Annotated in this window: 10 protein-coding genes and 3 rRNA genes; 8 read left to right on the forward strand and 5 right to left on the reverse strand. The window is 67.8% G+C overall.

The genetic code is table 11. The features are described from left to right. Nucleotides 1-157: 157 nt before the first annotated feature. From pcrA to rrf, 4 genes are all read left to right on the forward strand, one after another. On the forward strand, nucleotides 158-2,509 hold the full coding sequence (gene pcrA / locus PV789_RS04170; protein ID WP_274976216.1) for a DNA helicase PcrA: 2,352 nt from the start codon (nucleotides 158-160) through the stop codon (nucleotides 2,507-2,509). A 520-nt stretch (nucleotides 2,510-3,029) separates the two neighbouring features. Beyond that, a 16S ribosomal RNA gene (locus PV789_RS04175) occupies nucleotides 3,030-4,562 on the forward strand. A 342-nt stretch (nucleotides 4,563-4,904) separates the two neighbouring features. Next, nucleotides 4,905-8,002: ribosomal RNA gene (locus PV789_RS04180) — 23S ribosomal RNA — on the forward strand. 104 nt (nucleotides 8,003-8,106) lie between these two features. Continuing rightward, nucleotides 8,107-8,222 (forward strand): 5S ribosomal RNA (gene rrf, locus PV789_RS04185). Together the 16S, 23S and 5S rRNA genes form the textbook arrangement of a ribosomal RNA operon. Nucleotides 8,223-8,504: 282 nt before the next feature. Here rrf and PV789_RS04190 read toward each other — a convergent pair. The 3 genes from PV789_RS04190 to PV789_RS04200 form a co-directional block, all read right to left on the reverse strand. Beyond that, nucleotides 8,505-9,068: a methylated-DNA--[protein]-cysteine S-methyltransferase gene (locus PV789_RS04190; RefSeq protein ID WP_274978041.1), complete on the reverse strand. Its 564-nt coding sequence runs from the start codon at nucleotides 9,066-9,068 to the stop codon at nucleotides 8,505-8,507. 50 nt (nucleotides 9,069-9,118) lie between these two features. Continuing rightward, on the reverse strand, nucleotides 9,119-10,720 hold the full coding sequence (locus PV789_RS04195; RefSeq protein WP_274976217.1) for a DNA-3-methyladenine glycosylase 2 family protein: 1,602 nt from the start codon (nucleotides 10,718-10,720) through the stop codon (nucleotides 9,119-9,121). Between the two features lie 156 nt (nucleotides 10,721-10,876). After that, complete coding sequence (locus PV789_RS04200) at nucleotides 10,877-11,188, reverse strand: hypothetical protein (RefSeq protein WP_248773532.1); 312 nt, start codon at nucleotides 11,186-11,188, stop codon at nucleotides 10,877-10,879. A gap of 145 nt (nucleotides 11,189-11,333) precedes the next feature. Here PV789_RS04200 and icmB point away from each other — a divergent pair, with 145 nt between their 5' ends. The 3 genes from icmB to sucD all read left to right on the forward strand — a co-directional run bounded on the left by icmB (nucleotide 11,334) and on the right by sucD (nucleotide 14,232). Further along, nucleotides 11,334-11,744 (forward strand): coenzyme B12-dependent isobutyryl CoA mutase small subunit, encoded by a 411-nt coding sequence (gene icmB / locus PV789_RS04205; RefSeq protein WP_013151118.1) that lies wholly within the window; start codon nucleotides 11,334-11,336, stop codon nucleotides 11,742-11,744. 413 nt (nucleotides 11,745-12,157) lie between these two features. Continuing rightward, on the forward strand, nucleotides 12,158-13,339 hold the full coding sequence (gene sucC, locus PV789_RS04210; protein ID WP_274976218.1) for an ADP-forming succinate--CoA ligase subunit beta: 1,182 nt from the start codon (nucleotides 12,158-12,160) through the stop codon (nucleotides 13,337-13,339). Between the two features lie 14 nt (nucleotides 13,340-13,353). After that, nucleotides 13,354-14,232 (forward strand): succinate--CoA ligase subunit alpha, encoded by an 879-nt coding sequence (gene sucD, locus PV789_RS04215; protein ID WP_274976219.1) that lies wholly within the window; start codon nucleotides 13,354-13,356, stop codon nucleotides 14,230-14,232. Nucleotides 14,233-14,323: 91 nt separating this feature from the next. On the opposite strand, the gene PV789_RS04220 is transcribed toward sucD, so the two are convergent. After that, on the reverse strand, nucleotides 14,324-14,794 hold the full coding sequence (locus PV789_RS04220) for a DUF1707 SHOCT-like domain-containing protein (RefSeq protein WP_274976220.1): 471 nt from the start codon (nucleotides 14,792-14,794) through the stop codon (nucleotides 14,324-14,326). Nucleotides 14,795-14,935: 141 nt separating this feature from the next. Between PV789_RS04220 and PV789_RS04225 the strand changes: the two genes are divergently transcribed. Further along, a complete protein-coding gene (locus PV789_RS04225; protein WP_274976221.1) occupies nucleotides 14,936-16,738 on the forward strand; it encodes a cell division protein PerM in 1,803 nt (600 codons plus the stop codon). A gap of 228 nt (nucleotides 16,739-16,966) precedes the next feature. On the opposite strand, the gene mfd is transcribed toward PV789_RS04225, so the two are convergent. Next, nucleotides 16,967-20,572 (reverse strand): transcription-repair coupling factor, encoded by a 3,606-nt coding sequence (gene mfd / locus PV789_RS04230; protein WP_274976222.1) that lies wholly within the window; start codon nucleotides 20,570-20,572, stop codon nucleotides 16,967-16,969. Nucleotides 20,573-20,653: the final 81 nt, after the last annotated feature.

Genomic DNA, 20,653 nt, shown 5'->3' on the forward strand with positions numbered 1-20,653 from the left:
ACTCCCTCTCAGAACACGAGGGCCCCCGACCGGAGGCCCCTACCGAAACAGGGTAAGACGCCGGTCAGGGAGCTTTTGCCCGACAAAACGGGCTTGTGGGGAGCCGTCCCCGTGGACGGGGGCGGCAGCGTCACCGGGCGGCCGTAACCTGGATGCCGTGTCCTCCCAAGAACAGCTTCTCGAAGGTCTGAACGGTCCCCAGCGCGACGCCGTCACCCACAGCGGCTCCCCGCTCCTGATCGTGGCGGGTGCCGGATCAGGCAAGACCCGGGTCCTCACCCACCGCATCGCCCACCTCATGGCCGCGCGCGGCGTCCGCCCGGGTGAGATCCTCGCCATCACCTTCACCAACAAGGCCGCCGCCGAGATGCGCGAGCGCATCCAGGCGCTGCTGGGCGTGCGCGCCGCCAACAGCATGTGGACCATGACCTTCCACTCCGCGTGCGTGCGCATCCTGCGCAGGGAGGCCGCCCGGCTGGGTTACCCGAGCAGCTTCACCATCTACGACTCCGCCGACTCCGCGCGCCTGATGCAGCTGGTGTGCAAGGAGATGGACCTGGACCCCAAGCGGTTCCCGCCCAAGTCCTTCTCCGCCCAGGTGTCCAACCTCAAGAACGAGCTGGTCGACTACGACACGTTCGCCGGACAGGCCCAGACCGAGCAGGAGAAGAAGCTCGCCGAGGCCTACCAGCTCTACCAGCGCCGCCTGCACGAGGCGGGCGCGATGGACTTCGACGACCTGATCATGGTCACCGTCAACCTGTTCCAGATGTTCCCGGACGTCGCCGAGTACTACCGGCGCCGCTTCCGGCACGTCATGGTCGACGAGTACCAGGACACCAACCACGCCCAGTACGTGTTCATCCGCGAACTGGTCGGCGTGGCCGAGGGCTCCGACACCAGCGTGGTGCCGCCGGCGGAGCTGTGCGTGGTCGGCGACGCCGACCAGTCCATCTACGCGTTCCGCGGCGCCACCATCCGCAACATCCTGGAGTTCGAGCGCGACTTCCCCGACGCGCGCACCATCCTCCTGGAGCAGAACTACCGCTCCACCCAGACCATCCTGTCCGCGGCCAACGCGGTCATCGACCGCAACGAGGGCCGCCCGGCCAAGAACCTGTGGTCTGAGCAGGGCGACGGGCCGGCCATCGTCGGCTACGTCGCCGACAACGAGCACGACGAGGCCGCCTTCGTGGTCGGCGAGATCGACAAGCTCACCGACGACGGAACGCTCACCCCGAGCCAGGTCGCGGTGTTCTACCGGACCAACGCCCAGTCCCGCGTGTTCGAGGACGTGTTCATCCGCACCGGGCTGCCCTACAAGATCGTCGGCGGCGTGCGCTTCTACGAGCGCAAGGAGATCCGCGACGTCCTCGCCTACCTGCGGGTCCTGGCCAACCCCGAGGACACCGTCAGCCTGCGGCGCATCCTCAACGTGCCCAAGCGCGGGATCGGCGCCCGCGCGGAGGAGTCGATCGAGCTGTTCGCCGCCCGCGAGCGCATCTCCTTCTCCCGGGCCCTGCGCCGGGTGGACGAGATCCCCGGCATGGCCGCCCGCTCGGTCAAGGCGGTGCTCAACTTCAACGCCCTGCTGGAGGAGCTGCAGAAGACCGTGCCCGAGGGCACGCCCGCGGAGATCGTCGAGGCGGTGCTGAGCAAGACGGGGTACCTGTCCGAGCTGGCCGAGTCCAAGGACCTCCAGGACGAGAGCCGGGTGGAGAACCTGGAGGAGTTCGTCGACGTCGCCCGCGAGTTCGAGCACACCTTCGCCGCCCTCCTGGAGGAGGAGCCCACGGAGGACGGGGAGGAGGCCGCCGGGGCCGTCGACCCGGGAACGCCGACCCTGGTCGACTTCCTGGAGCGGATCTCCCTGGTCGCGGACACCGACCAGATCCCCGACGAGGACGACGAGGGCGGCGTGGTCACGCTGATGACGCTGCACGCGGCCAAGGGGCTGGAGTTCCCCGCGGTCTTCCTCACCGGGATGGAGGACGGGGTGTTCCCGCACACCCGCACGCTCGGAGACAAGACGCAGCTGGAGGAGGAGCGCCGCCTGGCCTACGTGGGCCTGACCCGTGCGCAGCGCCTGCTGTACGTCAGCCGCGCCGCCGTGCGCAGCGCCTGGGGGACGCCCTCCTACAACCCCGCCTCCCGCTTCCTGGACGAGATCCCCTCGTCCCTGGTCGACTGGCGCCGCGCCGAGTCCACCCTGGCCGCTCCGCCCAGCCGCAGCATCGGCGGCCGGGGCTCCGGGGGCTTCGGCAGCGGAGGAGGGGGCGGTTTCGGCGGCACCTTCGGCGGCGGTTCCCGGTCGCGAGGGGGAGCGAAGGCGGCCAAGGAGGCGCCCACGCTGAGCGTGGGAGACCTGGTCAACCACGACTCCTTCGGCATGGGCCGGGTGCAGCTCGTGGAGGGGGCCGGGGACAGGACCAAGGCCCGCATCGACTTCGGCGCGGACATCGGTGAGAAGGACTTCCTGGTCAAGTACGCGCCGATCGAGAAGCTCTGAGGCCGGGTTCCGGCGAACGTGTCCCGAGCACTCCGAGCCGGGGGTAGAGTTGGGGAAGACCGAGCGAGACGGACGCGGTTCCCGCGGACGGGCCGGTCAACCCCTTCCTCCGGTTCACCGTTCCGAGCACTGCTTCGGTGCGGGTAAGCTCGGAGGGCGCTTCCAAGGAAACACGGATAGCGAAACAGGAAACGGGCTTTACCCCGATCAGAAACACCACAAACCGCCGATTTGGCGGGGCGCGGAACACCTGATAAAGTAAAGACACAACAAAGCGGAAACGCACAACGCCTTCGGCGGAAAAGCTCACAGCAGCTTGTACACGAAGAGCGGTTGTTTCTTGAGAACTCAACAGCGCGTGTTTGATTTTCTTTAAGCCATGTTTGTTTTGGCCCCGTCACACAGAACCATTCCGGTTCGTGTGCGGAGGTTCCTTTGATTAGCCGGGGTAACCCGGTTGGTCAGGATTACTTCTAGGTTTACCCGCCCAGGCCTCACGGCCGGGTCGGGTTGAGTGACCTTTATGGAGAGTTTGATCCTGGCTCAGGACGAACGCTGGCGGCGTGCTTAACACATGCAAGTCGAGCGGTAAGGCCCTTCGGGGTACACGAGCGGCGAACGGGTGAGTAACACGTGAGCAACCTGCCCCTGACTCCGGGATAAGCGGTGGAAACGCCGTCTAATACCGGATACGACCCGCCACCTCATGGTGGAGGGTGGAAAGTTTTTCGGTCAGGGATGGGCTCGCGGCCTATCAGCTTGTTGGTGGGGTAACGGCCTACCAAGGCGATTACGGGTAGCCGGCCTGAGAGGGCGACCGGCCACACTGGGACTGAGACACGGCCCAGACTCCTGCGGGAGGCAGCAGTGGGGAATATTGCGCAATGGGCGAAAGCCTGACGCAGCGACGCCGCGTGGGGGATGACGGCCTTCGGGTTGTAAACCTCTTTTACCACCAACGCAGGCTCGAAGTTCTCTTCGGGTTGACGGTAGGTGGGGAATAAGGACCGGCTAACTACGTGCCAGCAGCCGCGGTAATACGTAGGGTCCGAGCGTTGTCCGGAATTATTGGGCGTAAAGAGCTCGTAGGCGGCGTGTCGCGTCTGCTGTGAAAGACCGGGGCTTAACTCCGGTTCTGCAGTGGATACGGGCATGCTAGAGGTAGGTAGGGGAGACTGGAATTCCTGGTGTAGCGGTGAAATGCGCAGATATCAGGAGGAACACCGGTGGCGAAGGCGGGTCTCTGGGCCTTACCTGACGCTGAGGAGCGAAAGCATGGGGAGCGAACAGGATTAGATACCCTGGTAGTCCATGCCGTAAACGTTGGGCGCTAGGTGTGGGGACTTTCCACGGTTTCCGCGCCGTAGCTAACGCATTAAGCGCCCCGCCTGGGGAGTACGGCCGCAAGGCTAAAACTCAAAGGAATTGACGGGGGCCCGCACAAGCGGCGGAGCATGTTGCTTAATTCGACGCAACGCGAAGAACCTTACCAAGGTTTGACATCACCCGTGGACTCGCAGAGATGTGAGGTCATTTAGTTGGCGGGTGACAGGTGGTGCATGGCTGTCGTCAGCTCGTGTCGTGAGATGTTGGGTTAAGTCCCGCAACGAGCGCAACCCTTGTTCCATGTTGCCAGCACGTAATGGTGGGGACTCATGGGAGACTGCCGGGGTCAACTCGGAGGAAGGTGGGGATGACGTCAAGTCATCATGCCCCTTATGTCTTGGGCTGCAAACATGCTACAATGGCCGGTACAATGGGCGTGCGATACCGTAAGGTGGAGCGAATCCCTAAAAGCCGGTCTCAGTTCGGATTGGGGTCTGCAACTCGACCCCATGAAGGTGGAGTCGCTAGTAATCGCGGATCAGCAACGCCGCGGTGAATACGTTCCCGGGCCTTGTACACACCGCCCGTCACGTCATGAAAGTCGGCAACACCCGAAACTTGCGGCCTAACCCCTTGTGGGAGGGAGTGAGTGAAGGTGGGGCTGGCGATTGGGACGAAGTCGTAACAAGGTAGCCGTACCGGAAGGTGCGGCTGGATCACCTCCTTTCTAAGGAGTCTTTACAGGCCGGCATTACTTCTACAGCCGGCCGGACTCGAAAGTGGACCCGGCAGCATGACACATCTTCGGGTGTGGGCTGTTCGGGAGTGGCTGAAGATGAATCGAACTTGACCTCGGGCGACTAGAAGCGTCCGGGGGCGCGCTGTTGGGTGTCTGAGGAAACAACCTCCGGCTGGTGGCCTTTGGGCCTGGTCGGGTGTTGGTTCCCGCGGACCGCCTCTGAGAACTCTCGGTTCCTTGCCGTTGTGGCTGAGGATGTGAGTGGTGTTGGGGTATGCGGTTGGTGTTTTGATTTGTGAATAGTGTGCGCGAGCATCTTATTATCTGTAGTGGCCAAGTGATAGTGGCACACGGTGGATGCCTTGGCACCAGGCGCCGATGAAGGACGTGGGAGGCCGCGATAGGCCACGGGGAGCTGTCAACCGAGCTGTGATCCGTGGGTGTCCGAATGGGGAAACCTAGCCCGAGTTGTGTCGGGTTGCCGCCATCTGAATGTATAGGGTGGTTGGTGGTGACGCGGGGAAGTGAAACATCTCAGTACCCGTAGGAAGAGTAAACAACAGTGATTCTCCTAGTAGTGGTGAGCGAACGGGGAAGAGGCTAAACCGTAGGCGTGTGATAGACGGCAGTCGTTGCGTTTGCGGGGTTGTGGGATGCGTCTGTCTGGGTCTGCCGACCTGGAGCGCTGAGTGGTTCTTGTAGCTGAAGCCGTTGGGAAGCGGTACCGGAGTGGGTGAGAGTCCCGTAGGTGTAGGAAGAACCTAGGTGTTGGATGTATTCCCGAGTAGCGCGGAGCCCGTGAAAGTCCGTGTGAATCTGGCAGGACCACCTGCTAAGCCAAAATACGTCCTGGTGACCGATAGTGCACTAGTACCGTGAGGGAAAGGTGAAAAGTGCCCCGGTGAGGGGTCGTGAAATAGTACCTGAAACCGTGTGCTGTCAAGCCGTCAGAGCTGAACTTCGTGTTTGGTGATGGCGTGCCTTTTGAAGAATGAGCCTGCGAGTCATGGTGTGTGGCGAGGTTAACCCGGGTGGGGTAGCCGTAGGGAAACCGAGTCTGAATAGGGCGATTTGAGTCGCATGCTGTGGACCCGAAGCGGAGTGATCTACCCATGTCCAGGGTGAAGCGGGGGTAAGACCTCGTGGAGGCCCGAACCCACCAGGGTTGAAAACCTGGGGGATGAGGTGTGGGTAGGGGTGAAAGGCCAATCAAACTCCGTGATAGCTGGTTCTCCCCGAAATGCATTTAGGTGCAGCGTCGCGTGTTTCTTGCTGGAGGTAGAGCTACTGTTTGGCTGATGGGCCCGACAAGGTTACTGACGTCAGACAAACTCCGAATGCCGGTTAAGTGAAGCGTGGCAGTGAGACTGCGGGGGATAAGCTTCGTAGTCGAGAGGGAAACAGCCCAGATCATCAGCTAAGGCCCCTAAGCGTGTGCTAAGTGGGAAAGGTTGTGGAGTTGCTGAGACAACCAGGAGGTTGGCTTAGAAGCAGCCATCCTTTAAAGAGTGCGTAATAGCTCACTGGTCAAGTGGTTCTGCGCCGATAATGTAGCGGGGCTAAAGCACACCGCCGAAGCTGTGAAGCTCAAGACTAGTTTCTTGGGTTGGTAGGGGAGCGTCGTGCGTCCGGTGAAGCTGCCGAGTGATCGTGTGGTGGAGGGCGTGCGAGTGAGAATGCAGGCATGAGTAGCGAAAGCAACGTGAGAAACGTTGCCGCCGATTGACTAAGGGTTCCTGGGGCAGGTTAATCCGCCCAGGGTGAGTCTGGACCTAAGGCGAGGCCGACAGGCGTAGTCGATGGATAACGGGTTGATATTCCCGTACCCGTGCACGAGCGTCCAGTACTGAATCAGGTGATGCTAACCACGCTGGTGGTCTTGGGTCCCTTCGGGGAGCTTTGACTTACTGGTCTGGGAACCGAGCTTGTAGTAGGTAAGTGATGGGGTGACGCAGGAGGGTAGCTCTACCCGGCGGTGGTTGTCCGGGGGTAAGCGTGTAGGCTGAGAGGTTGGCAAATCCGCCTCTCATGTGAGCTGAGACGTGATGCCGAGCCGTTTTTGGTGAAGTGAGTGATCCCATGCTGTCGAGAAAAGCCTCTAGCGAGTTCGTGTGTGGCCAGTACCCTAAACCGACGCAGGTGGTCAGGTAGAGAATACCGAGGCGTTCGGGTGAACCATGGTTAAGGAACTCGGCAAATTGTCCCCGTAACTTTGGGAGAAGGGGAGCCCTGTCTGGTGACGGATCTTGCATCCTGAGCTGGGTGGGGTCGCAGATAGCGGGGGGAAGCGACTGTTTATTAAAAACACAGGTCCGTGCGAAGTCGTAAGACGCTGTATACGGACTGACGCCTGCCCGGTGCTGGAACGTTAAGAGGACTGGTTAGTGGGGGTTCGCCCCTGCGAAGCTGGGAATCTAAGCGCCAGTAAACGGCGGTGGTAACTATAACCATCCTAAGGTAGCGAAATTCCTTGTCGGGTAAGTTCCGACCTGCACGAATGGCGTAACGACTTCCCCACTGTCTCAACCATGGGCCCGGTGAAATTGCACTACGAGTAAAGATGCTCGTTTCGCGCAGCAGGACGGAAAGACCCCGGGACCTTCACTATAGCTTGACATTGGTGTTTGGGATGGTTTGTGTAGGATAGGTGGGAGCCGGTGAAGCTGTCACGCTAGTGGCGGTGGAGGCGTTGGTGAAATACCACTCTGACTGTTTCGGGCATCTAACTTTGGACCGTGATCCGGTTCGGGGACAGTGTCTGGTGGGTAGTTTAACTGGGGCGGTTGCCTCCCAAAGAGTAACGGAGGCGCCCAAAGGTTCCCTCAGCCTGGTTGGTAATCAGGTGTTGAGTGTAAGTGCACAAGGGAGCTTGACTGTGAGACGGACGTGTCGAGCAGGAGCGAAAGCTGGGACTAGTGATCCGGCACCGGCGTGTGGAAGCGGTGTCGCTCAACGGCTAAAAGGTACCCCGGGGATAACAGGCTGATCTTCCCCAAGAGTCCATATCGACGGGATGGTTTGGCACCTCGATGTCGGCTCGTCGCATCCTGGGGCTGGAGTTGGTCCCAAGGGTTGGGCTGTTCGCCCATTAAAGCGGCACGCGAGCTGGGTTTAGAACGTCGTGAGACAGTTCGGTCCCTATCCGCTGTGCGCGTTGGAGACTTGAGAAGGGCTGTCCCTAGTACGAGAGGACCGGGACGGACGAACCTCTGGTGTGCCAGTTGTCCTGCCAAGGGCATGGCTGGTTGGCTACGTTCGGGAGGGATAACCGCTGAAAGCATCTAAGCGGGAAGCTTGCTTCGAGATGAGGTCTCCTGCCTCCTTGAGGGGGTAAGGCTCCCTATAGACGATGGGGTTGATAGGCCGGGTGTGGAAGCCTTGTGAGGGGTGGAGCTGACCGGTACTAATAGGCCGAGGGCTTGTCCGCTGCAGATAATTGGATGTTCGCGCACACTTTTCACGGAGTTTACTGCTCACTGTGATTCCCTGCCCTGTGGGGGTGGGTGGAGTTGGGTGGGTGGTGTGTGGTTTCCGTGGTGGTTATTGCTGGAGGGTCACACCCGGTCTCTTTCCGAACCCGGTCGTTAAGTCTCTTTGCGCTGATGGTACTGCCCTGTGGTGGGGTGGGAGAGTAGGTCGCTGCCACGGTTTTTCTTGAAGGAGGGGTGGGGTTGCCTGTTAGGGGTGGCCCTGCCTCTCTTTTTTTGTGTGGGGGTGGGGTGCCTGTTAGGGCGGGTCCGCCCCTTTTTTTTGTGTGGGGGTTTGTGCGTTTGTGAACGTTGGGGTGGGTGTGCGGGGGTGTGGGTGCCTGGGTGGGCCCCCCTGTTTCCAGTCAACCGGATGCGGGTCGGGCGAGGCCAGGGCCTGTTGCGTGCTGTGGACAAAGGCCCCGCTCCCACTCGGGAACGGGGCCATGGCCTCCTCGCCAGGTCAACGGATACCCGCGACCCTGCCCTCCAGGCCCAGGAGGAACTCCTTGCGCTCCAGGCCGCCCGCGTACCCGGTGAGCGAACCGTTCGCACCGATCACCCGGTGGCACGGCACGATGATGCTGATCGGGTTGCGACCGTTGGCCATGCCCACCGCCCGGGAGGCGGTCGGCCGCCCCAGCTCCTCCGCCAGCTGGCCGTAGCTCGCGGTCTCGCCGAACGGGATGGTCGTCAACGCCGCCCACACCTTCAACTGCCAGTCGGTCCCCGCAGGGGCCAGCGGCAGGGAGAACTCGCGCAGTCCGCCCGCGAAGTACGCCTTCAACTGCTTCTCGGCGTCGGCGAACGGCTCGTGATCGGCCACCCAGTCCTGCGGGACCACCCGCGTCCGCCCGTCCTTGGCCGGGGTGAGCACGCCGGCCAGGGCCGCGCCGTCACCGAACAGGGTCAGGTCGCCCACCGGCGACGGCATCGTCGTGTACCGCGTCGGTCCGGGCACGGGAGCGCGGAACTCCACCGTCGCCACCCTCGGAGGCGCCTTCGGCTCCACATCGAACGCCAGCATGCCCTGTTCCTCCTGCCCCGGTCCCCCGACCGCCTGTGCCTGCCGCGTGTTCATGCCGATTCCTTCCGTTCCCGACGCTGCCTCGAACCACCCCGCACGCCCTCCCGTGCGACCACCGCTGCCCGAACGGCCGTGCTCTCCCGCTCCCGGTCGGCCAACGACGCCCACAGCGCGTGGTTGGCGTAGGACCGCCACGGGCTCCACTCCCGGGCCTCGCGCGCGGCGGCCGCGGGGGTCACCCGCCTGCCCTCCGCCTCCAGCGCCATCCGCACACCCAGGTCGCCGTGCAGGAACACGTCCGGATCGCCCAGACCCCGCATGCGCACGTAACCGGCGGTCCACGGACCGATCCCGCGCAGCTCCACCAGACGCCGTTCGACCTCGTCCCGGTCGCATCCGGGCCCCAGATCGATCCACCCCGAGGCGATCGCCTCGCACAGCCCCGCCAGGGCGCGTCCCCGCGCGACCGGGATGGAGAAATCGGCCGGGTCGGCGGTGGCGAGCGCGTCAGGGGAGGGGAACACGTGGGTGAGTCCTCCGCCCGGCGCCTCCAGCCCCGGGGCGAGCGGTTCGCCGAACCGCTCCACCAGCCGTCCCGCCAGCGTGCGGGCCGCACGCACCGACACCTGCTGGCCGAGGACCGCCCGGACCGCCAGCTCGGCCGGGTCCACGTGCCCCGGCGACCGCAGTCCCGGGTGGGCGGCCACGATCGGTCCCAGGAGGGGGTCTCCGCCCAGGGCCTCGGCCACCGCACCCGGATCGGCGTCCAGGTCGAGCAGCCTGCGGCACCTGCGCACGGCGCTGGTCAGGTCGCGCGCCTCCGACAGCCGCAGACGGCACAGCACGTGCCCACCGCCGGTCCCGGACCCCTCGGACAGCTCCACCACGGCGGGACCGTGTGCCAGCATCAGCGTCCTGCGGTAGACCCCGTCCCGGTACTCCTCCACGCCCGGTACCGCGCGGTCTCCGAGGAACCCCAGCATCCGGGGAAGGTCGATCGGCTCCCGGTAGGGCAGCCGCAGCGTGACCGTCCCCGGCTCGGTGGCCGGAGGGCCGCCGTCCCCCGCACGCGACCCCGCGGCGGCCGACACACGCCGACCGCCCATGGTCCGCATCTCGGTGGGGGAGCGGTCGAACACCGCGCGCATCGTCTCGTTGAACTGGCGCACGCTCGCGAACCCCGCGGCGAAGGCGACGTCCGCCATCGGCATGTCCGTGGTCTCCACCAGCACCCGCGCCGTCTGCGCGCGCTCGGTCCGGGCCAAAGCCAGCGGCCCCGCGCCCACCTCGGCCGACAGCAGCCGGTTGAGCTGGCGTTCGCTGTAGCCGACCGCCGAGGCCAGGGCGCTGACACCGCCCCGGTCCACGGCGCCGTCCTGGATGAGGCGCATCGCGCGGCCGACCACGTCGGCCCTCAGGTTCCACTCCGGTGAGCCGGGGGTCAGGTCGGGGCGGCACCGCTTGCAGGCGCGGAACCCCGACTCCTGGGCGGCCGCGGCGGTCGGGAAGAAGCGGACGTTGGCTCGTTTGGGGGTGACGGCCGGGCAGCTCGGACGGCAGTAGATACCCGTGGTGCGCACGGCTGTGTAGAAGACGCCGTCGAAACGGGCGTCCCTGCTGTGTACGGCGCGGTAGCGCTGGTCGTCGTCCATCACGCCATCCATGTTCGCCGACGCGGCACACCGAAGCTGGCGGTTTTCGGACATCGACGCGCGTGCTCACCGGCTCCGGCGTGGAGGGGCCCGCCGCCTCCGGGCCGGACGCCCCGCGGGGCTCACCGGTCCGGAGGGCCGTCTCCTACGAGGGGCTCAGGTGGCCCCGGCGTCCCCGTCCTCGGCGGTCTCACCGTGGTCGAGGAGGTACTGCACGTACACCGGGCGCAACGCCTCCTGGACGTCCGGGTCGGTCTCGGCGGACAGCGCCTCGTACACGAAACCGGACAGCTGGGCGACGCTCGCCTCACTGGCCTCCTCGTTGCCCGCCGCCGCCTCGGCGGCCGGGATCAGCCTGAGGAGCCGCCAGAAGAAGCGCAGGTCCCACCGCTGCCGTGCCAGTTCGACGGCGCGGTCCCGCAGGTCCTCTGTGCTGGTCTGGTCGAATTCGGTGACATCGTCTCCCATGTTCGGACGATACCCGTCCCCGCGCCCGCCACCCGACAGTGACCTGCGTTACGCTTCATGCGAGTTCATCGTCTCGTCCCCGCGCACCCGGGGGCCTCCCACAAGGAGGGCCGGGCGGTCGGGGAACACTCGTGAGGGGTTTGCCATGGCCGAGGGCGCACCACGGATCGTCGTAGCCAAACCGGGGCTGGACGGACACGACCGCGGTGTCAAGATCGTGGCCCGCGTGCTGCGTGACGCCGGTGTCGAGGTCATCTACACGGGCCTGCGCCAGACGCCCGAGATGATCGTGGCAGCCGCGCTCCAGGAGGACGCCGACGCCATCGGACTGTCCGTGCTCTCCGGCGCCCACATGACCATGTTCTCCCGGGTCCTGGAACTGCTCAGGGAGAACGGCGCGGAGGACATCCGGGTGTTCGGCGGCGGGATCATCCCCGACGCCGACATCGCCGAACTCGAACGCCTGGGCGTCGCCAAGATCTTCACTCCGGGCGCTCCGACCTCGGAGATCGCCGACTGGGTGCGGGAGAACGTCCGCCCGGCGCACGCGGCCTGAACTCCTCCCGCGCCACCGGAGTTCCGTTCGGCCCCGCCTTCGCCGGGTGATGTTGGTCGCACCCGCCCGGGGGGCCGTATCCGGGCGAAAGGCACCCCCGTGGTGTTATGTCGTGTCCCTGGTCACATATTTTCCCACGCGGGTGCTTCCACGACGCCGCCTGAGCGGCTTTTGGGTCGGGCCGGGGCCGGTCAACCCCGCCCCCGGTGTCTGGCGGCCGGATTTCAGGCGACTAAGCTTTGCGCATGTCGCGGGTGGCAACGCCGCGGCGATCTCGATCTTCTGTAAGCGGCGCAGCCCGCGGGGTTGTGCCTCGTGCGCCCCGTGTGACACGTGTCAGTGGGTCACAGCCGATCCGGACGAGGCCACCCCGGTAGACATCCTGAGCCAGCGAGTTACAAGGACGGACCCTCGTGGACCTGTTCGAATACCAGGCGAAGCAACTCTTCGCAGAGTACGGGGTTCCCGTACCCCAGGGGAAGGTGGCGAGCACGGCCGCTGAGGCGCGTGCCATCGCTGATGAGTTCGCCGCCGCCGGCAAGCCCCGCGTCGTCGTCAAGGCGCAGGTCAAGACCGGTGGCCGCGGCAAGGCCGGCGGCGTCAAGGTCGCCGACGGCCCCGAGGACGCCCAGGCCAAGGCCGAGCAGATCCTCGGCATGGACATCAAGGGCCACACGGTCCACCGTGTCCTCGTCGAGGAGGCCTCCGACATCGCGGAGGAGTACTACTTCTCCTTCCTGCTGGACCGCGCGAACCGCACCTTCCTGTCCATCTGCTCCGCCGAGGGCGGCATGGACATCGAGGAGGTCGCCGAGACCAACCCCGACGCCGTCGCCAAGTTCCCGGTCGACGCCCTGACCGGCGCCCCCGCCAGCATCGCGGCGGAGATCGTCAAGGCGGGCAAGCTGCCCGAGGCCGCCGCCGAGGGCGCGACCGAGGTCATCACCAAGCTGTGGGACGCCTTCGTCGGCAAGGACGCCACCCTCGTCGAGGTGAACCCGCTCATCCTGACCAAGGACGGCCGGGTCGTCGCCCTGGACGGCAAGGTGACCCTGGACGAGAACGCCGAGTTCCGCCAGGACCTGGAGAGCCTCACCTTCGCCGAGGAGGGTGACCCCCTGGAGGTCGCCGCCAAGGCCAAGGGCCTCAACTACGTCAAGCTCGACGGCGAGGTCGGCATCATCGGCAACGGCGCGGGCCTGGTCATGTCCACCCTGGACGTGGTCGCCTACGCCGGCGAGGCCCACGGCGGCGTGAAGCCCGCCAACTTCCTGGACATCGGCGGCGGCGCCTCGGCCGAGGTCATGGCCAACGGCCTCGACATCATCCTGGGCGACCCCTCGGTCAAGAGCGTGTTCGTCAACGTCTTCGGCGGCATCACCGCCTGCGACGCGGTGGCCAACGGCATCGTCCAGGCCCTGGAGCTGCTGGAGAGCCGCGGCGACGACGTCAGCAAGCCGCTGGTCGTGCGCCTGGACGGCAACAACGCCGAGCTGGGCCGCGAGATCCTCACCAAGCGGGCCCACCCGGCCGTGCGACAGGTCGACACGATGGACGGCGCCGCCGCTCAGGCCGCCGAGCTCGCGGCGAAGTAGGGGAAACAAACACCATGGCTATCTTCCTCAACAAGGACAGCAAGGTACTCGTCCAGGGCATGACGGGCTCTGAGGGCACCAAGCACACCCGGCGCATGCTCGCCTCGGGCACCACCGTCGTGGGCGGGGTCAACCCCCGCAAGGCCGGTCAGAAGGTCGACTTCGACGGCACCGAGGTGCCCGTCTTCGGCTCGGTGGCCGAGGGCATGGCCGCCACCGGCGCCGACGTCACCGTCATCTTCGTGCCGCCCAAGTTCTCCCGGGACGCGGTCTTCGAGGCCGTCGACGCCGGGATCGGGCTGGCCGTGGTCATCACCGAGGGCATCCCGGTGCACGACACGGCCGCGTTCTGGGCCCACGCCCAGGCCAAGGGCAACAAGACCCGCATCATCGGCCCCAACTGCCCCGGGCTGATCACGCCGGGCCAGTCGAACGCGGGCATCATTCCGGCCGACATCACCAAGCCGGGCCGGATCGGGCTGGTGTCCAAGTCCGGGACGCTGACGTACCAGATGATGTACGAGCTGCGTGACATCGGTTTCTCCTCGGCGGTGGGCATCGGCGGGGACCCGATCATCGGCACCACGCACATCGACGCCCTGGCGGCGTTCGAGGCCGACGCGGACACCGACGTGATCGTGATGATCGGTGAGATCGGCGGGGACGCCGAGGAGCGTGCGGCGGAGTTCATCCGCGACAACGTGACCAAGCCGGTGGTGGGTTACGTGGCGGGCTTCACCGCTCCGGAGGGCAAGACGATGGGCCACGCGGGCGCGATCGTGTCGGGTTCCTCGGGCACCGCCGCGGCGAAGAAGGAAGCGCTGGAGGCCGTCGGCGTCAAGGTCGGCAAGACTCCGAGCGAGACCGCTCAGCTGGTGCGCGCGCTGTTCTGACGCGTTCCGGTACCTACAACGGCTCCGCCCCGCCGCTCAGCGGTGAGGCGGAGCCGTTGTCGTGTGCGCCCCCGCGCCCGCCGCCCGGACGTCAGATGGGGCGGCGCGAATGCCTGGCCACGCCCACGACGACGTGGGGGACGATCATCACGGCGAGGAAGACCCCCCAGCCGACGAGGGCCTCGCGGCTTCCGTCCAGGACGGCGGGCAGCCCCCAGAACAGGAAGACGAAGCCCACCCAGGGCAGCACGCCCCACCAGGGCGCGGAGCGGCCCCCGCTGTCAGCGCAGGCCGGTGCGATCCCCCCGTCGCCCCGGCGCGGCTCCGGAACCGGCGCGCTCCCGCGCCCCGCGCCGGGGGCGCGCGTGTCCGTCGCGGGCAGGTCGTCGAAGAGGGGGACCAGGTCGGAGGAGGTGACGGCGCGCACGGCCAGGGAGGCGCGCTCCTGGTGCTCGTCGATGTCCAGGCGCCCCTCCTGGAAGGCGGTGCGCAGTCTGGCCAGGGCGTCGTCGCGTTCGGCGTCGGAGAGGCGGTAGGGGCGTGGGTGTTCGGAGCCTGCCATGCGGGACCGATCCGTTCGGGCTGGGGGAGCCTTGTTCCCAGGGTAGGACGGCCGGACCGCGCATCCGGTTCCGTCCTCGCGGGCACGACACGCGCGGCCGGGGTACCACGGAGCATTCCGGTCCCTGGCAGCATAAGTCGGGTGAGTACGTCAGGATCTCCCCCCGACCGCGGCCGCCCCTCCCAGCGCACGCGGTCCAGCGGCGCGGCGGAGCCCGACGCGGCCGTCGCGCCCCGGCCCGTCTACGCGACCGGCGGGGTCGCCGCGGCCACCGCCGCGGCGCTGGGGCTGGCCGTGATCGTCACCCTCACCATCATCGGGTGGGTGGCCGCGCCGCACGACACCTTCGGCGAGGACATCATCGACATCCTCCAGGGTGCGGTGCTGGCCTGGCTGGTGGGCCACCACGTGTCGTTCTCGGTGCCCGACGGCCAGATCGCCCTGCTGCCGTTGGGTCTGGTGTTGTTGCCGGGGCTGCTGCTGTACCGGTCGGGGCGGTGGCTGGCGCGTTCCTGCGACATCCCGCGTCTGCGGTACGTGTACCGGGCGGCGTTGGCGATCGCCGGGCCGTACGCGGCGATCGCGGGCACCCTGGCCCTGTTGGCGCGGACCGAGGCGGTCGAGCCGAGTATGCCGCGCGCGCTGGTGATGGGGTTCGTGATCGCGTTCCTGGCCGGAGGGTTGGGGGTGCTGCGCCAGCTGATGCGCGACAAGGAGGTGCCCGCCCGGGACCTGCTGCGGCTGATGCCCGCCCGGTCGCGCTCCCTGCTGGTGGGGATGCTCGCCTCCACGGGGACGCTGCTGCTGGGCGGGCTGCTGCTGTTCCTGGTGGCGCTGGCGATGAGCCTGCCCGAGGTCGTCGAGACGACCCGGGTGCTCGGCCCCGGACTGGTGGGGGGCGCGCTGCTGATCGTGGTCCAGTTGGCGTACCTGCCCAACGCGGTGGTGTTCGCGGTCTGCTACGCGCTGGGCCCGGGGTTCGCGGTGGGCGCGGGGACCGTCGTCGCGCCCACGGGGGTGTCGGTGGGCGCCCTGCCGATGCTGCCGATGCTGGCCGCGCTGCCGTCGAACGGGGCCGCGCCGGTGGCCTCGCTGCTGGCGTTGGCGGTGCCGTTCGTGGCGGGGGCGGTGGGCGGTGCCCTGACCCAGCGCAGCGCCCCGGACGTGGTCAGCGAGGCCGCTCCGCTGTGGGGGTTCGTGTGCGGTGTGACCACGGGGCTGTTGTGCGCGGCGTTGGCCGCGACGGCCGGTGGGCCGCTCGGCGGCGAGAGGCTGAGCGAGGTCGGGCCGTCGGCGTGGCAGGTGGGCCTGGTGGCCGCCCTGGAGGTGGGCGTGGCCGCCGCCGTCGTGGCGTGGCTGGCGAACTGGTGGTACACGCGCGGGGAGCGTCCGGCGCGCAGGACCTCGCGGTGGGCGGCCTGGCGCGGGCGGCGACCCGCGAAGCAGGACACGGCGTCCTCCGCGGGGGAGGAGGCGTCCGCAGCGAAGGGCACGGCTCGCCCCACCGAGGACGACGTGCGGCCCGCCAAGGAGGCGGCGCGCCCGGTCAAGGAGGCGGCACGCTCCGCCGAGGAGGGGCCGCGGGCGCGTCCGGAGGTGGAGCTGCCCCCGGACGTGCCGGTCGGCGAGGGCCTGGCCACGGTCACGCCGCTGCGCCGCCGCGAGGAGGAGGTGCGGCCGGCCCCCGAGGAAGACGCCTCGCCGGAGGTCACCGAGGACGAGGAACCGGATGAGGAGGACCGCGCGGACCGGGCCGCCGAGCGCGCGGAGCGCAAACGCGCGCGCCGTGAGCTGCGCGGTCAGCGGCGCGAGGAGCGCAGGGCCAGGAGGGCCGGGGGCGGGCGCTGGTGGCGTCGCCGGTCCGCCGAGGACGAGGAGTCCGAGGAGATGTACGGGATCACCTACGAGGCCGAACCGAACGAGGTCGACACCCCGCAGCGGTGAGGGGTGGCTGTCCGCGCTCGGCGAGGGCTGACCGCGGTAGCCGCCGAAGTCCTGGTCCGGCTCCGGCCGCCGGTCGCGTGACCGCCGGGTCTCCTTCCCCGAACACGGCCGTGGGCCGCCCCGGAAGACGGCGGCCCACAGCGGTGTTCAGGAACCCGCCCTGTGCCCGGCGCCTGCCCGGACGCGCGGGCACAGCCCCCGGCGCCGCGAACCCGTCAGCGGCGGGTCCTAGGCGTTCTCCTTGGGCGCGGGCTTGCGCCTGGCGGGTTCGAAGATGGAGTTGACCAGGTCGGTGCACCACTTGAGCAGCTCCAGGTCCCGCAGGGGCCTGCCGCCCAGGCCGCCGGACTTGGGCACCGGCACCAGCAGGGTCCGGGTCGTCTCCTTGTGGATCGTCTTGGGGTACAGGCGCCGCAGCCGCAGCTCCTGCGACTCGCGCAGCTCCACCGGGGCGAAGCGGATCTGGTTGCCCTGCATCACCACGTCCGACAGGCCCGCGGACTTGGCCAGCACCCGGAACCGGGCCACCGCCATGAGGTTGTCCACCTGCTCGGGCGGGGTGCCGTAGCGGTCGGTGAGCTCCTCGTAGGCGGAGAGGATGTCCTCCTCGCTGGTGACGCTGGCGATGCGCTTGTAGGACTGCAACCGCAGCCGCTCGCCCGGCACGTAGTCGTGCGGGATGTAGGCGTTGATGGGCAGTTCGACCTTGGTCTCGACCTCCTCGGCCGCGTCCGGGTCGCCCTTGAGCTCGGCCACGGCCTCGCCGACCATGCGCACGTACAGGTCGAAGCCCACGCCCGCGATGGTCCCGGACTGCTCCGCGCCCAGGATGTTGCCCGCGCCCCGGATCTCCAGGTCCTTCATGGCCACGTACATGCCCGCGCCGGTCTCGGTGTGCTGTGCCACGGTGGCCAGCCGCTCGTAGGCGGTCTCGGTCAGTGGCCTCTCCGGCGGGTAGAGGAAGTAGGCGTAGGCGCGCTCGCGCCCGCGGCCCACCCGGCCGCGCAGCTGGTGCAGCTGCGACAGGCCGTAGGTGTCGGCGCGGTCGATGATCAGGGTGTTGGCGTTGGGCACGTCCAGGCCGGACTCGACGATGGTGGTGGAGACCAGCACGTCGAAGTTCTTCTCCCAGAAGTCGACCATCACCTTCTCGAGCTGCTGCTCGTTCATCTGGCCGTGCGCGTAGGCCACCCGGGCCTCGGGCACCAGGCGCTGGATGCTCGCCGCCACCTTGTCGATGGACGCCACCCGGTTGTGCACGAAGAACACCTGTCCCTCGCGCATCAGCTCGCGGCGGATCGCCGCGGTGATCTGCTTGTCCTCGTAGGGCCCCACGAAGGTGAGCACCGGGTGGCGCTCCTCGGGCGGGGTGAGGATCGTGGTCATCTCGCGGATGCCGGTCAGGCCCATCTCCAGGGTGCGCGGGATGGGGGTGGCCGACATCGCCAGCACGTCCACCTGGGTGCGCAGCCGCTTGAGCGCCTCCTTGTGCTCCACGCCGAAGCGCTGCTCCTCGTCGATGATGACCAGGCCCAGGTCCTTGAAGCGGGTCTCCGAGGACAGCAGCCGGTGCGTGCCGATGACCACGTCCACCTCGCCGGAGCGCAGCCCCTCGCGGGTGGCCTCCACCTCGCCGTCGGTCTGGAACCGCGACATCGGCTTGACGGTGACGGGGAAGGAGGCGTAGCGCTCGGTGAACGTGGACAGGTGCTGTTGCACGAGCAGCGTGGTGGGCACCAGCAGGGCGACCTGCTTGCCGTCCTGCACGGCCTTGAAGGCGGCGCGCACCGCCACCTCGGTCTTGCCGTAGCCGACGTCGCCGCAGATCAGCCGGTCCATCGGGACCGACCTGGACATGTCCTTCTTGACCTCGTCGATGGCGGCGAGCTGGTCGGGCGTCTCCACGTAGGGGAAGGCGTCCTCCAGTTCGCGCTGCCACGGGGTGTCGGGGCCGAAGGCGTGCCCGGGGGAGGCCTGCCGCGCCGAGTACAGCCGGATGAGGTCGCCCGCGATCTCGCGGACCACCTTGCGGGCGCGGCTCTTGGCCTTGCTCCACTCGGCGCCGCCCATCTTGGACAGGGTGGGCGCCTCGCCGCCCACGTACCGGGTGACCTCGCCCAGCTGCTCGGTGGGCACGAACAGGCGGTCGCCCGGTTGTCCGCGCTTGGAGGGCGCGTACTCGATGAGCAGGTACTCGCGGGTGGCGCCCTGCACCTGGCGGCTGACCATCTCCAGGTAGCGGCCCACGCCGTGCTGCTCGTGCACGACGTAGTCACCGGGCTTGAGCTGGAGCGGGTCGACGGTGCCGCGCCTCCTGCTGGGCATGCGCCGCATGTCCCGGGTGGAGGACTTCTGTCCGGCCAGGTCGGTCTCGGTGAGCACCACCGTGTGCACCGACCGCAGCAGGAACCCGTGGTCGACCAGGCCGGTGGTGACGGTGGCGACCGCCGGTTTGGGCCGCTCGGTCAGATCCGCGGCCAAAGAGGCGCCCAGGCCGGCGTCGCGCAGCATCGCCACCAGGCGCTCGGCGGGGCCGTGCCCCTGGGTGACCAGCACGACGCTCCAGTTGTCGTGCAGCCATCCCTTGATGTCGGCCAGCGCGCGCTCGGTGTCTCCGCGGTAGGACTCGGAGGGCACCGCGCCGACGACGACGGCGTCGTCCTCCTCGGCCGCTCCGCCCTTCTCGTCCGCGGCGAACGGGGTCAGACCCCACCAGGGCAGGTCCAGCTCGGCGGCGGTGGAGCGCAGCTCGGAGATGGACATGTAGGCGGACTCGCCCAGATCGATGGGCGCCTCGCCGCCGGAGGCGGCGTTGATCCACGACGCGTCCAGGAACTCGGCGCTGGTGGCCTCCAGCTCCACCGCGCGGGTGCGGATGCGCTCGGGGTCGCAGCCCACCACCATCGCGCCCTCGGGCAGGTGAGCCAGGAACGGCTCCATGCGCTCGGCGAGCACGGGCGCGAAGGCCTCCATGCCCTCCACGGCGACGCCGTCGGCGATCTTGTGCAGGATCTCGGCCAGGGAGGGGTGCTCCTCGGCCAGAGCCCGCGCGCGCTCGCGCACGGCGTCGGTGAGCAGCAGTTCGCGGCACGGCGGCGCGAACAGCCCGGAGGAGGCGCTGGTGCGCGGGCCCTCGTCGCCGGAGGACTCGATGGAGCGCTGGTCGGCGACCTGGAAGTAGCGGACGTCCTCGACGGTGTCGCCCCAGAACTCCAGCCGCAGCGGGTGCTCCTCGGTGGGCGGGAACACGTCCAGGATGCCGCCGCGCACCGCCATGTCGCCGCGCTTCTCGACCAGGTCCACCCGGGCGTAGCCGGTGTTGGCCAGGGCTTGGACGACCTCCTCCAGGGGGGCCTCGTCGCCGGGGCGGATGCGCACCGGCTCCAGGTCGCCCAGCCCGGACACCAGTGGTTGCAGGACGCTGCGCACCGGGGCCACGACCACGCGCAGCGGGGTGGTCAGCGGGTCGGAGGGGTCGGGGTGGGCGAGGCGGCGCAGGACGGCCAGCCGCTGGCCGACGGTGTCCGAACGCGGGGAGAGCCGCTCGTGCGGCAGCGTCTCCCACGCGGGGAACAGGGCCACCGAGTCCTCGGGCAGCAGGCAGCCCAGGGCGTCGGCCAGGTCGGAGGCCTCGCGCTCGGTGGCGGTGACGGCGAGCACGGGCCGCTGGGCGCCCACGGGAGCGTCGGCGGCCAGCGCCCCCACCATGAAGGGGCGCAGTGCCGCCGGGGCGACGAGGTCGAGGTGGGGATCGCGGCCGCCTCGGGCGGCCTCGATCGCGCTGTGCAGTGCCGGGTCCCTGGAGACGTCGGCGAGAAGTCCAATGAGGCTCATAGCACCAGAAAGTGGAAGTGGTCCGGATCAGGCGGTGGTGGTCGCGGCCTGCACGGGAAGAAGGCGGCTGCGTGAGTGGAC

The sequence above is a fragment of the Nocardiopsis camelliae genome, assembly GCF_028993595.1.
Classification (GTDB): domain Bacteria; phylum Actinomycetota; class Actinomycetes; order Streptosporangiales; family Streptosporangiaceae; genus Nocardiopsis; species Nocardiopsis dassonvillei.

Coding starts and splice junctions, on each gene's coding strand:
- PV789_RS04200 (WP_248773532.1), bottom strand. CDS start 11,188: ATGGGAGACGATGTCACCGAATTCGACCAGACCAGCACAGAGGACCTG.
- PV789_RS04190 (WP_274978041.1), bottom strand. CDS start 9,068: ATGCTGGCGTTCGATGTGGAGCCGAAGGCGCCTCCGAGGGTGGCGACG.
- PV789_RS04195 (WP_274976217.1), bottom strand. CDS start 10,720: ATGGACGACGACCAGCGCTACCGCGCCGTACACAGCAGGGACGCCCGT.
- icmB (WP_013151118.1), top strand. CDS start 11,334: ATGGCCGAGGGCGCACCACGGATCGTCGTAGCCAAACCGGGGCTGGAC.
- sucD (WP_274976219.1), top strand. CDS start 13,354: ATGGCTATCTTCCTCAACAAGGACAGCAAGGTACTCGTCCAGGGCATG.
- mfd (WP_274976222.1), bottom strand. CDS start 20,572: ATGAGCCTCATTGGACTTCTCGCCGACGTCTCCAGGGACCCGGCACTG.
- PV789_RS04220 (WP_274976220.1), bottom strand. CDS start 14,794: ATGGCAGGCTCCGAACACCCACGCCCCTACCGCCTCTCCGACGCCGAA.